Origin of the sequence: Frankia sp. Allo2 (assembly GCF_000733325.1) — a bacterium.
GTDB lineage: Bacteria > Actinomycetota > Actinomycetes > Frankiales > Frankiaceae > Frankia > Frankia casuarinae.
The window spans coordinates 1-13,391 of record NZ_JPHT01000062.1; the positions used below are offsets into that span (position 1 = coordinate 1).

Here is a 13,391-nt window from a genome sequence, read left to right on the forward strand (position 1 = left end):
CGCCCCGACCGTGTCGAGGTCCGCGACCGGCCCGGCGACCTGGCAGAACAGTTCCGCCAGCGGCGCTGAACCGAGCCGCTGGCGGGCTTTCGTCAACCCGCCCGAGGTCGGTTCCCACCGCGGCCCCACCACATCGAGATCGTCCAGGGTGGCGGCGAGCCGGCACGCGACCGCCTCGTAGTCGTCGTCCGCGAACAACGCGAGCGCCATCACGAAGTAGACCGCGACCCGCGGCGGGATCGTCGTGTCGGAACGCCGGGCACCTCTCCCGGTCGCCTCGATCGCCNCATCAACCGCGTCCCGCGAGACGAACGACGTCAGGACCCCCAACGANATCCAGTCCGTCAGCTGGCTACCCGTGTCCGTCACAGCCCAGGATCATGCCGTCAACCCGGCAGATCCACCCGAACCGACACACCACAGCCAGCCAAGATCCAAATAGTGGAAGTGGCATTGCCGGTAGCCCACGTCACCGCAGAAATGCCCCCGGCAGACGGCGTCGGGGGCCTTCATCGTATGCCCGCTATAGCCGCAGAGAACCATGCTGGCGTGTTGAACCGTCTTCCCGACGTATCCCCCCCATGGCCGACTCTGGACCGTTGGCGGGGTCGAGCGTGAAGGGGCCGAAGAGACAGTGGGAGTGCCGCCGTCAGGGAAGCGCCGTCATCGTGCGGGGAAGCGCCTCCTGTGGCAGGACGCGGCGTCGTCGGGGGCCGATGCAAAAGCCAGTGGCCCGGAGCGTCGGTGGTACCAGGGCGCTGACCTGCGACGCTGTGATATGCACGGTCGATGCCAGCGATCACTGGTCCACATTGACCAGTCCACTATGACTACCCCCGCTGGGCATCGCACCTGCACAGCGATCTTGAATGGCAACATGGTTGTCACATCGCGGGTGACGGCGGGGACGCGGCTACCGGACCCGCGACGAAGCACTTCTATTCTTGTTCTATCGTCCAGTAGAGTTCGCCGGCGCCATCCGCGTCGTGGGCGAGAGCATGCTCGTTGAGCGCTTCCACCCAGTCCTGTCCCTGAGGCCACAGCATCCGGACCTGGCTGGTGTAGCTCGCTATGGCGGCGTACTTCCGTGACCATGATTCAGGGGCTGGTGCTCGAACTATGGGTGTGCCCGCGACGTCCGGGCGCTCTGCCGTTGCCTCCGCAGCGTATGGGAGATCCTCCCAGGTCTCGGCCGCGATTCCAAGTCTGCCGGCCACGCTGAGGGCTGCGTCTCGTGTGGCACGGTGGTCCACGTGATGGCCGATTCCCGCGCAGGTCAGGATGCGGGTGGGTCGTAGCCGGTGGCACCGCGTCTCGATGGCTGCCTCAAGGGACGACCGTAGGTTGGGTTCGGCTGGAAGCGAGGTGTCGAACATCGCTTGGCCGTGGGTGCAGTGCCAGGCGCGGTCCGGCCGGCGTCGGTAGATCGCGTCGTGGAAGTCTGCGTGGTGGGCGTGTGCCCCCAGAATGGTGAGGGCAGCAGCGTCCTCGCCGCGCCGTATCTCGAAGGCGGTGCCGTTATGCGGCAGGCCACAGCGGTCGTGAAAATCCCGTGCCACCGGAGACAGGTCGTTGTCGGCGGGGAAACCCGCGAACAAGGTCAGGACGTGGATCTCCGTCCCGGCGCTTGCCAGCTCCGCGATCCACGCGCCTGCGGACAGCGCGGCGTCGTCGAGATGCGGAGAGACGATCAGCTGCGTGCCGTCGACACCGGTCACGCTGGCTTCCCCGCACGTTGCGGAGCATCTTTCCCGTCGAAGGCAAGATCGTAGCCGTCGGCGACTGCTCGGCACATCCGGTCGAGCGTGAAATTCCGCGTATAGTGCTGGCGCCCGAGCTTGGCGAGCGCGCGTGCCTTTTCTCCATTGCCGAGGAGGTCGAGAACCGCCGCGGACAAGGCCGTGGTGTCGCGCCGAGGAATCAGGACACCGGCGTTCCCGAAGTCGAGCAGGTGGGCGACGTCTCCGACGTCGGTAGCGACCACAGGTACTTCATGGGCCATGGCTTCCACAACCGTGCGTGGCGAGCCTTCGATGTCGGAGGGTTGCACCATGACGTCGAGCGCGGCGTAGATCGAGGTCGTGTCGTCCACGAGGCCGGTGAAGGTCACTCGCTGGTCGAGACCGAGTGCGACGGCGATGCTTCGGAGATGCGGCAGTTCGCTTCCTCCGCCAACGACAAGGAAATGCGCGGCAGGGCTGGCCGCCGCCACGGATCGAGCTGCCTCAAGAAAGAGGTCGAGTCTCTTCTCCTGGGACAGGCGGCCAACCGTCCCGGCCAGAAAGCAGTCTGGCGGGACGCCGAGTGTGCGCCGCAGGTGCTGACGGTTCCGGCGCAGGTCTTCCAGGCGCGAAGGGTCCGGCGGGTCGATGCCGTTGTGGACGACGATGCTGGCGGTCCGGCCCGGATGGTCGAGCTGGTGGACATGCCGGTGGGCTGTGGCGAAGGCGATGGCGGCAACGCGACCGCTGCGGCGGTCCAACGCGGACTTCAGGTGAAGCCATCGCGTCGTCTCGATCCAGCCGTGCGCCGTGACCGCGGCCGGGATGCGTCGCCACGTGCCGGTCAGCAGCCGCATGGACGCGAGGAGGTAGTTGGCCTCGTAGCCGTGGGCGTGGACGAGCGCGACGCCGTGTCTGCGGGGCAGCTCCGCCAGGCAGCGGATACCATGCGGTGGCGGCGTGGTGACGACGGGCAGACCCGCCTCACTCAGCAGGCCGAGATAGTGAGCGGTAGCTCGCGGGGCCAGGATCAGCGGTTGCCAGCTTCCTGCCCGGCGCTGCGCGACGGCGAGGTCGCGGACGTGAAGGTCGGCTCCGCCGACCGCTCCGGCCTTCTGCGGAACGATGACGTGCAGGACCCGGCGCGCTCCGCTGCTCATCAGGGTGTGACAGCCAGGTCGGGACGGCGGGTGACACCGGCCCACGAATCCCATACTCGGGCCAGCGCATCGGCGGCCTGGTCCCAGGTGGGCAGCAGTCGCACCGCGTCCTGTGCGCATTCCTGCTGGGACCGGCGGATCTCGGCCGACGCGAGAAGGCTCAGGCAGGACTGGGCGATCGAAGAGGCGTCGTCTCGAACGAGGACCGCTCCTGCTGGTAGCTCGCCGAGGCCCTGGACGCCCACCGATGTCGTGACGNCTNCCCGNCCCNGGCNGNGGGCTNCCAGGNCCTTGNCCTNCNCNCCCCCGCCGATACGGAGAGGGCAGACGACGACCTGTGCGGCGTCCAGCCATCCGGTGAGGTCGGGCACCGGGCCAGTGACCCTCACCCGCGGGTCGACACGAGCGGCCTCGACAAGCCATGTCGGCGGACCGGAGCCGGTGAAGGTGAGGGTCGTCGAAGGGCGGCTCGCCGTCACTGCCGGGAAAATCGCGGTAAGCAGCCATCTGGCCGCATCCTGGCTTGGCGGGTAGGCAAAGTTCCCGACGAACAACAGGTCGCTGACTGCCGCGTCCCTGTCCGCGCATGGGACGGGTGCGGCGTGTAGGTGATCGGCTCCGTTCGGCAGATGGTGGACCGTGGCGAACGGCGCGTGCCGACGGATCACGGCGCAGTCCTCGGGGGNGATCGCTCCGACGGCCGCCGCCGTCCGCCAGGCAAGGCGCTCCGTGTCCTGCGTCAGCGTGGCGGCGCTGCGCAGTCGTCGGCGTTCCCGGCCGCTGGTCGCGAGGTCTGCCTGCTGCCAGAGAAGAGACGATTCGATGTTGTGTTCGACGACCAGGGCACGCGAGCGGGCCGGGGGCGGGAGCAGTCCGAGCAGGTAATGCCCTTCCACGTGAACCAGACAGTCCTGGTGGCGCGACCACCAGGAAGCGAGGTGAGCACGCGCACTGGCGGACCGATGCCGTCTGACATGCGGGCTGAGACGCGGGCGAGGCGACTGGTGCGCCGCGAAGACCTGCGCGCGAATTCCCCGGACAAGAGCCTCGTCGACCGCGCGGCGGTCAGCCTCCGGAACCTTCGAGATCGCGACAAGATCGATATCGAATCGGTGGGCAAGCCGCTCCAGGAGCTGGGCTTCGCGTAGCCGCCCGCCACTGGACGCTGGCCACGGGAGGTGATGGGTGAGGAAGAGCACCCGTTGGTCCCGGCCACCGCCCACCATCCATCCCCCGTCACAACCTGACTACCCTTGGCATCAGGACGGGAGGATCGTAGCATCCGGGTGATATGGATCTGATCCGTTTTCCTGACCCACATCCGGACAATCTCGCCGCGGCGCTGGCCCGCGTCAGCCCTGACGATCAGGTAGTCGACGTCGGCGGATGGTGGAAGCCACTCAACCGCGCTGACCACGTGGTGGACCTGTTGCCGTACGACACCCGCGCGGGCGGCGGTCGCCTGGGCCCTGGACCCGAGCGGTACGACACCTCGACGTGGCACCAGTTCGACATCTGCGACACCCCCTGGCCGTTCGACGACAAGTCGTTCGACTTCGCCTTCTGCGGACAGACCCTGGAGGACGTTCGCGACCCGATCGCAGTGTGCCGAGAGCTGAGCAGGGTGGCCCGCCGCGGTTACGTCGAAGTTCCATCTGTGTGGATCGAGTGCACCTTCGACGTGGACGTCGGACCGCTGACACCGCGGTATCCCGGATACGAGAAGCACCGCTGGCTGGTGTTCCACGAGGACGACGAGCTGCTGTTCGTCCCCAAGCAGGTGTGGCTGTCGCTCGTCGAGTTCGTCCCGGCTCCGGTGGCCACCACGTGGCGTTCCGACCAGCGGATCTGGACCACTCCCGTGCATTGGGAGAACGAGATCCGAGGGCGGGAGCTGGCGTTCTCCGGCCAGGAACAGATCATTCCTTTGCTCCGCGACTACTTCGGCCGCTTCGACTACAGCCCGTTCCAGTCAGCCCGTGATTGACGTCACGACGTGCACGACGCTCGCGGAGGCCACCGCCTACGCTCCGGTCTGGGAGGAGATGCCGGCCGACGGTGCCAGCGGCATCTTCACCTCGCCGGCCTGGTGCCTCGCCGCCTGGCGGTTCTTTCCCGATCTCGGCTCGCCTCGGCTGCTGGTCGCCAACTCCACCGAGAGCGGTCCGCTCGGGATTCTGCCGCTGACGGCCGGCGCGAACGGACTGACCTGGGCGGGGAGCCCACTCGGGGACGAGCACGACGTCCGGTTACGGCCGGAGTCACCGCACGCCGGGCCAGCCGTGGCACGGCTCGTCCAGGAGATCGTCTCGCGGTCGCCGTCGACGGCGTCGGTTCTCCTGACCGACGTCCGGCCTGCCGGTGTCCTGGTCGATTTCGCGCCGAACCGACCCGGCACTCCTGCGCCGGTCCTGCACCTGCGCGAACCGGACTCGGCGTGGGGCTCGCTGGCGTGCATACCCGGCTGGTCTCGGGGCCGTTGGCGGGAACTGCGCCGGCTGCGCCGCGCCTGCGAGCGGTCCGGCCCTCTCACCATGACCAGGATCACCGAACCCGTCCAGCTCCACGACGCGATCCCCGACTTCGTCGCCGCCCGGCTCGCCGCCTGGCGGACGCGCGGCAGGTTCGACGAACTCCCGGTGATGGACCGCCACCCTCGTTTCCCCGAGTTCCTCGCCACCGCCGCCAGCGGGCTCGCCCGGACCGGCCGCTGCCTGCTTGCCCAGCTTCTGTACCTGGACCGCCCCATCGCGCAGGCCCTGTACTTCCGGCTGGGCTCGGCCGACCTGCTCTACATGAGCACTTTCGACCCGGAGTTCGCCGGCTACTGCCCGAGCCACCAGCTTCTCGCCGAAGCAGCCGCCGCNGCGATCCAGGAAGGAGTCAGCCTGATCGAGATGGGGCGGGGTGACGAGCCGTACAAGTTCGATCTTGGCGCTTCCCCTCGGCATCTCCGCGAAGTTCTGGCCCCGGGATGAGGGCTCACCGACCTGCGACAGATCATTGGTAGGTTGGGGGTCATGGCCGGTCACCGTGAAAGGACGCGGCACCCGGCAGAGTCTCGTCCGGGTGTCCCCGGGTTCCTCGCTGCCACCCTGCCCGGCCTGGGCGGGCTCCTGTCGTCCGAGATCACCGACCATCCGGACCTGGACCCCGACGACAAGCCCGGCTTCGACGGACGCGCCGACATCGTCCGTTTCCAGGCACGCCGAGGAGCCCAGTGGGAGCTGTCTGATCTCAGGCTCGCCGAGGACGTGTTCACCACGATCGGCGAAGCGGACGGCAACGCAGGGCCTCGTCAGGTTGCCGCGGCGCTCGTCACCCGTACCGGCCTGGAACGGGCACTGTCGGTTTGGGCCCGGTTCGTCCGCCACCTTGGCTCCGCGATGACCTATCGCGTGATCACCAGGGTCCTGGACGAACGCCGTTTCAAGCGGACCGAACTACGCCGTGCCGTCACTGACACGATCGCCACGCATCGGCCGCGGTGGCGCCCTGCCGACCCGGCGGAGTTGGAGATCTGGGTACTCGAATACCGCAAGGGCCACTTCCTCGCCGGCCTGCGGCTGTCCGACCGGCGGATGCGACAACACGGCGAGGGCAGGGAAAGCGAACGTCACGGGGCACTGCGCCCAGTCGTCGCCGCCGCGATGGTCCGCCTGGCTGGGCAGAACCCCGGCGAACTGTTGGACCCCTGCTGCGGGTCAGGAACGATCATCCGCGAAGCGCTCGACCTCGGCTGGCAGGCGCGTGGCTCGGACGTCGACCCGGAGGCGGTCGACATCGCCAGCACGAACCTCCCGGGAATCCGCCTGGAGCAGGCGGACGCGCTGAAGCTGCCGCATCCCGACGGCGGTTTCGATGCTGTCGTGAGCAACCTCCCGTTCGGGAAACAGTTCACGGTTGACGGGGACCCGCATGCCTGGCTGCGTGACGCGCTGCGCGAGTTCGCCCGGATCACCCGTCCCGGCGGACGGGTCGTCGTCCTCGTGCCACCACCGGTACCCAGGAACCCGCGCGGGCTGACCCTCCTTGGCGCCCATCCGCTGCGTCTGCTCGGCACACCCACCAGGATCTGGGCCTACGGCCGCTCGGAGGACGCCAGGAACTCCGATCTGGAGGATTCACCCACCACAACGGCGACGATGTAGGTGCCACATCAGGTCACCTTCGTGACGACCGGCGTTGCCGCACCTGGAGCGGTCAGCAGCCGCGTTGCCGCGCTACGGGCAGGTCTGATCCTTCGCGGCTGGCACGTCGATGTGCTTGACGTGCCACCGGCGCGGCGGTCGCCGATCCAAGCCGTCGTGGATCGCCTGCCGCCGTCAGTCGGCCAGGCGCTGGAGCAGGCGGGTATCGAGGGCGACGTGCGGCCAGCCGTGGCTTGGCGCTCGCTGCCAGCGCTGCGAGCTGTGCGCCACGGCGTGGTTGTCGTCTCCGTCCCCCCGTTCTCCCTCCTCGCCGCCGCGACGTTGATCCGCCGCGGTCTGCTCGTTGTCGTGGACTACCGCGATCCGTGGAGCGCCCGAGCGCACCCCCCTGCGCTGGCGCGGATCACCGGAGCTCTGGAAAGCGTCGCCCTCCGACGGGCCCGTGCCGTGACCTTCGCGGGAGGCCCTGCCTTCGGGCGCCTGCTCGCCGCACGGTTGGAAGTGCCAAACGACAAGATTTTTTCGGTTCCGAACGGGTTCGATCCCGCCGACCTGGCCGGCGTGCCGCAACCGATGGCAGACCGGCGCCGTGACGGCACACCGCTCGATCTCGTCTTCGGCGGCTACTGGTATGGACGCAACGGGCCTGGCATCCTCGCCACCGCGCTCGACCGCGTCGGACCGGAGACCGCCACGCTCACCGTCGTTGGGGACGCAGCCGCCACCATCGCTGTCCGGGCGGCCCGCGAACCCGCCATCTCCCGCCCCGCGCTCTACGCAAGACTCGCCCGCGCGGATGCCGCGGTCATCACCCTCGACCACGCCAGCGCCGTGGAGTCACGTATCCCGGCCAAGGCGTATGACTGCCTTGCCGTTGGCATTCCGGTCATCGCGATCTGCCCGTCCGGAGCGGCACTCCTGGCGATCCCGGGTGCCGCCCGTTTCCACCACATCGTCCACGATGACGTGGATGGCCTGGTCGCGCTTCTGCGGGCCGCCTGCGCGGACCGGTCGTTGCTGCGTCCTGGTACTCAGGGCAGTGGACCGACGCGCGACGCCGGAGCGGGCTCGCTCGACAAACTGCTACGGGAGATCGTCTCCTGACCGATGAGAACACCTTCTCCCGTCCGACTGCGCCCAAGAGCTGCTGTCGCACGCGATGCCGTCGGTGCGGCCCCTCTGTAGCATGGCCTTACTCCACTCGCTGTTCTACAGCGGGCGCCTACGGCCGCTCGAACTCTCCGTCCTTCGCACCGCCGAGAAACGCATCCCATTCGCCCGGAGTGAAGATCAGAACAGGTCCGCCCTGGTTTTTGGAGTCACGCACAGCGACTAGCCCGGCGTCTAGGAAGGCGACCTCAACGCACTGGCCGTTGCCGCCGCTGTAGCTGCTCTTGCGCCACACTGCTGCGGAGAGATCCACCTGCTGCACGGTCCGCACCTTCTCACTCCTTGCCCTCCGCTGCCAGGCTGGCGATCAGGCTCGTCGAGTCGTCAGGGCTGAGTGCCACGGCAGCGAGGTTGTCAAAGGACAATCTATACCGCCGGATGTCGGCCTCGGCCTCCAGAAACAGGTCACCGGCCATGCTCTCGACGTAGATGATCTCAGGGTCGGCCGAGTTCGGGAAGTCCATGAGCACGAACGACCCGAGCATGCCGGCGTGCGCGCCGGCCGCGTACGGGATGACCTGGACCGTGATGTGCGGCTCGCCGGCAGCCTCGGTGATCCTGGCCAGTTGCCGATGCATGACCTTCGGCCCGCCGACCTGGCGGTGAACAGCGGCCTCGTCAACGACGGCCCACAGGCGCAACGGGTCCTCCTTGGCCAGCAGGGCCTGGCGTTCCATTCGGGCTTGGACACGCTGGTCGATCTCGGTCTGGCTGGCCATGGGTAGGTTGCCGCGGATGACGGCACGCGCGTAGTCCTCGGTCTGGAGCAGGCCGGGGATGAACAGGGACTCGTAGTTGCGGACGGTGCGGGCTTCGGCCTCGAAGCTGATGTAGGCGGTGTAGTGCTCCGGCAGCTCGGCGTGGTAGGGCCGTAGCCAGCCCTGTGCGTCGGCTTCTCGGGACAGGGCGAGGAGGTCGGCGCGCTGCTGGTCAGTAACGCCGTACATGTTGAGCAGCGCGATCATCGTGCGGCGCTGGGGGCGGGAGCTGGCGGTGGCGGTCTCGTGCCGGTAGAGCGTGGCAGGGTTGATCCCGGTCTCCTCGGAGACCTGCTCCCGGGTGAGACCAGCGGCTTCGCGTAGGCGGCGCAGCTCGAACGCCAGCCGACGGGACCGCACCGTCGGCGGTGCCTGACGTTGCCTCGGCACAGAGTGCTCCTCTCGCTTCCAGGCGGCGCTCTGCCCCCTGTGACCTGCTACCCCACAGCCTTCCGCAAAGGATGCCCATGCATACCTTGCAAAACAGCATGATGCGGGGGCATGCTACGGGACAGTACATCGCCACGATCCGTGGCAATCAGGGGCCTCGCCTCCAGACGCGCGTGGCCCGGCGAGATGACAGGGGGCGACGCGGGTGGACGTCGGTCAACAGGCGGCGCGGCCTGCCCTCCACACAATCCGCTGTCCCCGCCGGAGGAACCGCCGCAAGGCAAGGCCCGGTGGGGACAGCGCCAAGCCAGCGACAACGGGGCGGGGAGATCTTGTGTGTGATGTTGTGGCCGGACTGCGGCCGGGCACGATCAGGGGCTCAGCGTGAACGCCGACCCGTCGCCCGTGATCCGGGTAGCCGTGGCGCACTTCCCGTCGATCGCTGCCGCTGTTCCCGACGCTCGCGCGAGCACGGTCCGCACGCTCACGGCCTGGTCGGTCGACGCGGACACCGTTGACGTGGCCGAACTCGTCGCGTGCGAGTTGGCCTCCAACGCTGTGAAGACCAGCCACCCGGATGGCGGCGTCGCGCTGCGGCTGACCGTCTGCTACGCAGTGTTGACCGTGGAGATGTGGGACGCCAGCACGGCCCCACCCGTCTTGACTGTCGCGCAGCCGGACCAGGAGAACGGGCGCGGCCTCGCGCTGGTGGACGCGGTCAGCCTGCGATGGGCCTGGTATCTGGGCCGGACCGGCGGGAAGGNGGTCTGGGCACAGCTCCCGGCCGCGACGCCAACCGTCCCCACCGGCAGCACCGCGGCGTTGCCGACCCGTGCACCTGCGCCCGTACCAGCCCCCGCCGCCCCCGTCACCTTCCGCAACGATCCGGCCACCCTACAACGGGTCATCGACCGTCTACGCGGCCTCGATGACTGGCACCGCCCATCCCCCAGGCATGGCAGGACCGACTGGCACCACACCGGCACCCGCCACCGCGGCATCCAGCCGGAGGCGACCCGCCGATGACGATCGTCCGCTCTGCCGTGCCTGAGCACCTGCGACCTGTGGTGCTGCTGGCCGGGATGCGCAAGCTGGTACCAGCCGACCAGATCGCGCAGGTACTCGGTCTGTTCGNCCCCCCGATCGANCCGNCCTCCCGCCGATGGGCCGCGCTCTGCGACGCCCTGGACGCCTACGACCACGCCGAGCGGGTCGGGGCCGGTCACCTCACAGCCGCCCGTCACCAGGTTGACGCGGCGGCCTCGGCCGTTCTCGGTCTCGCCGACCCTTACCCCACACAGCGCACACCCAGCCAGCACGAAGGAGCACCCATGACACTTGACAGCCTCCACCATCCCGCGACCAGCGACGACGGACAGACCGACCCACGACCGCCCGCCACTGCGCCCGGACCAGCGGAACCACTCACGGCGTTCGTTGCCCGGCAGGCACCACGCCTGTTTGCGCTCGTCGACGACGGTGCCGACCACGACGACTCCCCGATCCTCGCGTGGGGGCTCGACTGCCGCGACCATGTCAACGTCGTGAGCCCGGACGGCAACCTGTGGGCCAGCTTCTCCAGCATCGACCGCGCGCATGCGACGTACGCGTTTCTGGCCCCCTCCGTCGAGATCGTCTGGCGTGTCCCAGGCCGCCACGAGTGACAGCCGGGAGAGTGCACGGGAGGGCGACGGCAAACCCCCTGCCTGTCGGGTGGCCGTACCGGTCTCCGTGCCGGTCCCCCATCTGAGCGGCTACCCGGCGGTGCCTGCTGGCGCAGGTCGCACGCCCGCTGGTACTATCCGAGCACAGCCCGACTCGTACCTCTACAGGTCACGTGTTCACATCTGGACGGCCGTGGCCCCGGCCGCTGGGCACCGACGCGCGACAGCCTCCCACATGTCCGCTAAGCCCCATTTAATGGAATTGTCCGGCATCCTGTCTGTCCGCCCACCGGATCCCCCACCGGATCGCCCATCGGACTACCCATAAAGATGGGCGGGTCCGAAATATCGCGCTGGCGCAGGTCACAGCACCTTTCACACCCACCCAAGCACTCCGCGACTTAAATACCCAACGGGTACTGTTCAAAGTATAAATGCGGGCCGCGGATACGCGACGTGGCCCCTTTCCGTGCCGTTCTCCGGAGGCAGGACGACTCGCGCGTCTTACGGGCATCCGATAGCCCTGACGGTCGGCCTTCCCTGACAGCGACATCTGGCACGGACGGCATGCGGCCCGCAGAGGGTGCCAGCAGGACCACAGAGAACCCTTTTCCTCTGTGATCTCACTCACATACCCGGGCCGCTTTTGCGAGGAAATGTCCTGATTGATGCGTGTCCTAACCGATGCCCTGTGCGCGGCCCCAACGGAGACCCTAACGGCGTACCTGCTTAGCGGGTACACCCGGACTGGCGCATCGGTGCAGATCAGCGGACATCTGACCCGTACCCAAGTGGGCCAAGACTCAGTGCCATTACCGGCATCGTATCTAATCATGGTCATGGGCGGGAGTGGCCGGCGGAATGCGCGCGCTTGGCAGAAACGGATGGCGCGGTTAGCGTTTATACGCCGAATTCCTCCCGCCCGTTCTGTGTGAGGTGCCGTGGTCGATCCGTCCCGCCTCCGCCGTCCTGCCTCCGCCGATTCGCACGACAAGCCAGCACAGACCGGGGACGGGCCACCGCAGACCGGCACGGCGGGCACGGACAGAGACGACCTCACAGCGGCGCCGGACGCCAGCGGGCCGACGCTCCACTCTGCCGCCAGGACACGCGACGCCCACGATGCCGAATCGGACGGCGATGACGCCGACGCGGTAGCGCGCTGGATGGCCGAGACGCTCGCCGAGGCCCCGCCCGTCCCGCCAGCGGTCGCCACCCTCATCGCGGGCGTGCTCGTCCGGCGACCACCCGCCGCCTGATCTCCCGAGCAAGGGACCGCCGTCGCCCATATGCCCAGAACACCGCGCCCTGCGCGCCCACCGGCGCCTACGGCCGATACGCGAATACCACTTGCCATGTGTGACCAAGGGGTGGTGCCGGCGGTGCTGACGTACCGTCCGGTTCCGCTGAGCATCGCCAACGATGCGCGGGCGTGTGGCTCGGCTTCGTCACCCTTGCCGAGATAGCCGAGTACCACCGCATTGAAAGCTTCGCTGGACTCTTCGTCGATCGGTGAAGGTCCTGGCAGGCGGTTGCCGGTCCAGACATGATCATTCATGGTCCGCAAGGCGGTTAGTGCTTCGTCTTCGCGGCTGGTGATGGCGTAGGCGCGGGCCTGTGCGCAGGCGAGGAGCGGGACGATATAGGGGTGCGCCTGCGGCTGGGCCTGGGCGGCGATGTCCGCAGCGGTCTCGAACTCGCGGGCGAAGAAGGCCACGGCGGAGCGCATGGCGGCAACCGATCCGGNAAGTAGTGGGTNACCGGCTGCNTGGGCGTGTTGAGCGGCGAGGACGAAGAACGTCAACGCGCCGTCGTCATCGCCCATGTCGAAGGCGAGTCGACCACGGTAGAAGGCGTATTGGCCGGCGAGGAGTTCGAGNTCGCGACGGTCGGNGCCGGNNACNCNGGTTTCNANNCGGGCTTCNGCNTCNTCCCACGCNTGTTCGACNGGTCCGAGNAGNTCNNCNNGCGGNGTNGTGGNGTANATCNGGGTGAGGCGTTGGATGCCCTGGTGGAGCTGGGCGACACTGAGGGGGTCCGGGGTGGACGCGGCGATGGCGCGGGAGATCTGCGCGGCGCGGCTGGTGGCGCCAGTCGTGGCGGTGCTGGCGGCAAGAAGGATGCCGGTGCCGAGTAGGTCACGGCGGCGCGACGGACTCACCTCCTCGCGGGGCGGCCCGCTGCCGGGCTCCGCCTGAGCGGGAACCATGACGGGACGTGATGGTCGTAGTGGACGCTTCCGTGCTCGCCAACGCCCTCGTCTACGCCGACGCCCGACTCGCCCGCACCGCCACCCGCTACTGCACCATCCACCTCGTCGAATAGGCGCGTGTCTCACGTCGGGTATTGCTCTAAGGGCTAAGCACAGACGAGCAAC

Annotated in this window: 14 protein-coding genes; 8 read left to right on the forward strand and 6 right to left on the reverse strand. The window is 68.4% G+C overall.

Annotation, left to right across the window (positions count from 1 at the left end; translation table 11 throughout):
- The 4 genes from ALLO2_RS21825 to ALLO2_RS21840 form a co-directional block, all read right to left on the reverse strand.
- Positions 1 to 369: transposase domain-containing protein (locus ALLO2_RS21825; RefSeq protein ID WP_035734510.1), on the reverse strand; the 369-nt coding region annotated here is incomplete at its 3' end.
- 569 nt (positions 370 to 938) lie between these two features.
- On the reverse strand, positions 939 to 1,718 hold the full coding sequence (locus ALLO2_RS21830; RefSeq protein WP_023840400.1) for a PIG-L deacetylase family protein: 780 nt from the start codon (positions 1,716 to 1,718) through the stop codon (positions 939 to 941).
- Positions 1,715 to 2,881, reverse strand: a complete 1,167-nt coding sequence (locus ALLO2_RS23670) for a glycosyltransferase family 4 protein (protein WP_023840399.1) — start codon at positions 2,879 to 2,881, stop codon at positions 1,715 to 1,717. The genes ALLO2_RS21830 and ALLO2_RS23670 overlap by 4 nt, the downstream gene beginning before the upstream one ends.
- On the reverse strand, positions 2,881 to 3,549 hold the full coding sequence (locus ALLO2_RS21840; protein ID WP_232235259.1) for a glycosyltransferase family 4 protein: 669 nt from the start codon (positions 3,547 to 3,549) through the stop codon (positions 2,881 to 2,883). Before ALLO2_RS21840 ends, ALLO2_RS23670 begins: the two co-directional genes overlap by 1 nt.
- Positions 3,550 to 3,819: 270 nt before the next feature.
- Here ALLO2_RS21840 and ALLO2_RS26735 point away from each other — a divergent pair, with 270 nt between their 5' ends.
- The 5 genes from ALLO2_RS26735 to ALLO2_RS21860 all read left to right on the forward strand — a co-directional run bounded on the left by ALLO2_RS26735 (position 3,820) and on the right by ALLO2_RS21860 (position 8,136).
- Positions 3,820 to 4,029, forward strand: coding sequence for a hypothetical protein (locus ALLO2_RS26735; protein WP_160323737.1), 210 nt, complete (start codon positions 3,820 to 3,822; stop codon positions 4,027 to 4,029).
- A 143-nt stretch (positions 4,030 to 4,172) separates the two neighbouring features.
- Entirely contained in the window at positions 4,173 to 4,868 is a 696-nt protein-coding gene (locus tag ALLO2_RS21845; protein ID WP_023840397.1) for a class I SAM-dependent methyltransferase, read from the forward strand.
- Positions 4,861 to 5,859, forward strand: coding sequence for a GNAT family N-acetyltransferase (locus ALLO2_RS21850; RefSeq protein WP_023840396.1), 999 nt, complete (start codon positions 4,861 to 4,863; stop codon positions 5,857 to 5,859). The genes ALLO2_RS21845 and ALLO2_RS21850 overlap by 8 nt, the downstream gene beginning before the upstream one ends.
- Before the next feature lie 42 nt (positions 5,860 to 5,901).
- On the forward strand, positions 5,902 to 7,032 hold the full coding sequence (locus ALLO2_RS23675) for a TRM11 family methyltransferase (RefSeq protein WP_023840395.1): 1,131 nt from the start codon (positions 5,902 to 5,904) through the stop codon (positions 7,030 to 7,032).
- Positions 7,033 to 7,053: 21 nt separating this feature from the next.
- Positions 7,054 to 8,136 (forward strand): glycosyltransferase, encoded by a 1,083-nt coding sequence (locus tag ALLO2_RS21860; protein WP_023840394.1) that lies wholly within the window; start codon positions 7,054 to 7,056, stop codon positions 8,134 to 8,136.
- Between the two features lie 118 nt (positions 8,137 to 8,254).
- Here the strand turns inward: ALLO2_RS21860 and ALLO2_RS21865 are convergent, their stop codons facing one another.
- Both ALLO2_RS21865 and ALLO2_RS21870 read right to left on the reverse strand, forming a co-directional pair.
- Positions 8,255 to 8,464 (reverse strand): DUF397 domain-containing protein, encoded by a 210-nt coding sequence (locus ALLO2_RS21865; protein ID WP_035734520.1) that lies wholly within the window; start codon positions 8,462 to 8,464, stop codon positions 8,255 to 8,257.
- A 13-nt stretch (positions 8,465 to 8,477) separates the two neighbouring features.
- The gene (locus ALLO2_RS21870; protein ID WP_023840392.1) at positions 8,478 to 9,350 is read right to left on the reverse strand and encodes a helix-turn-helix transcriptional regulator; all 873 of its coding nucleotides are present in this window, start codon (positions 9,348 to 9,350) and stop codon (positions 8,478 to 8,480) included.
- Between the two features lie 384 nt (positions 9,351 to 9,734).
- Between ALLO2_RS21870 and ALLO2_RS21875 the strand changes: the two genes are divergently transcribed.
- The 3 genes from ALLO2_RS21875 to ALLO2_RS26055 all read left to right on the forward strand — a co-directional run bounded on the left by ALLO2_RS21875 (position 9,735) and on the right by ALLO2_RS26055 (position 13,212).
- The gene (locus ALLO2_RS21875) at positions 9,735 to 10,376 is read left to right on the forward strand and encodes an ATP-binding protein (protein ID WP_157493486.1); all 642 of its coding nucleotides are present in this window, start codon (positions 9,735 to 9,737) and stop codon (positions 10,374 to 10,376) included.
- A 1,579-nt stretch (positions 10,377 to 11,955) separates the two neighbouring features.
- A complete protein-coding gene (locus tag ALLO2_RS26050) occupies positions 11,956 to 12,273 on the forward strand; it encodes a hypothetical protein (RefSeq protein WP_035734514.1) in 318 nt (105 codons plus the stop codon).
- 783 nt (positions 12,274 to 13,056) lie between these two features.
- Entirely contained in the window at positions 13,057 to 13,212 is a 156-nt protein-coding gene (locus ALLO2_RS26055) for a hypothetical protein (protein WP_160323922.1), read from the forward strand.
- Positions 13,213 to 13,391 lie beyond the last annotated feature (179 nt).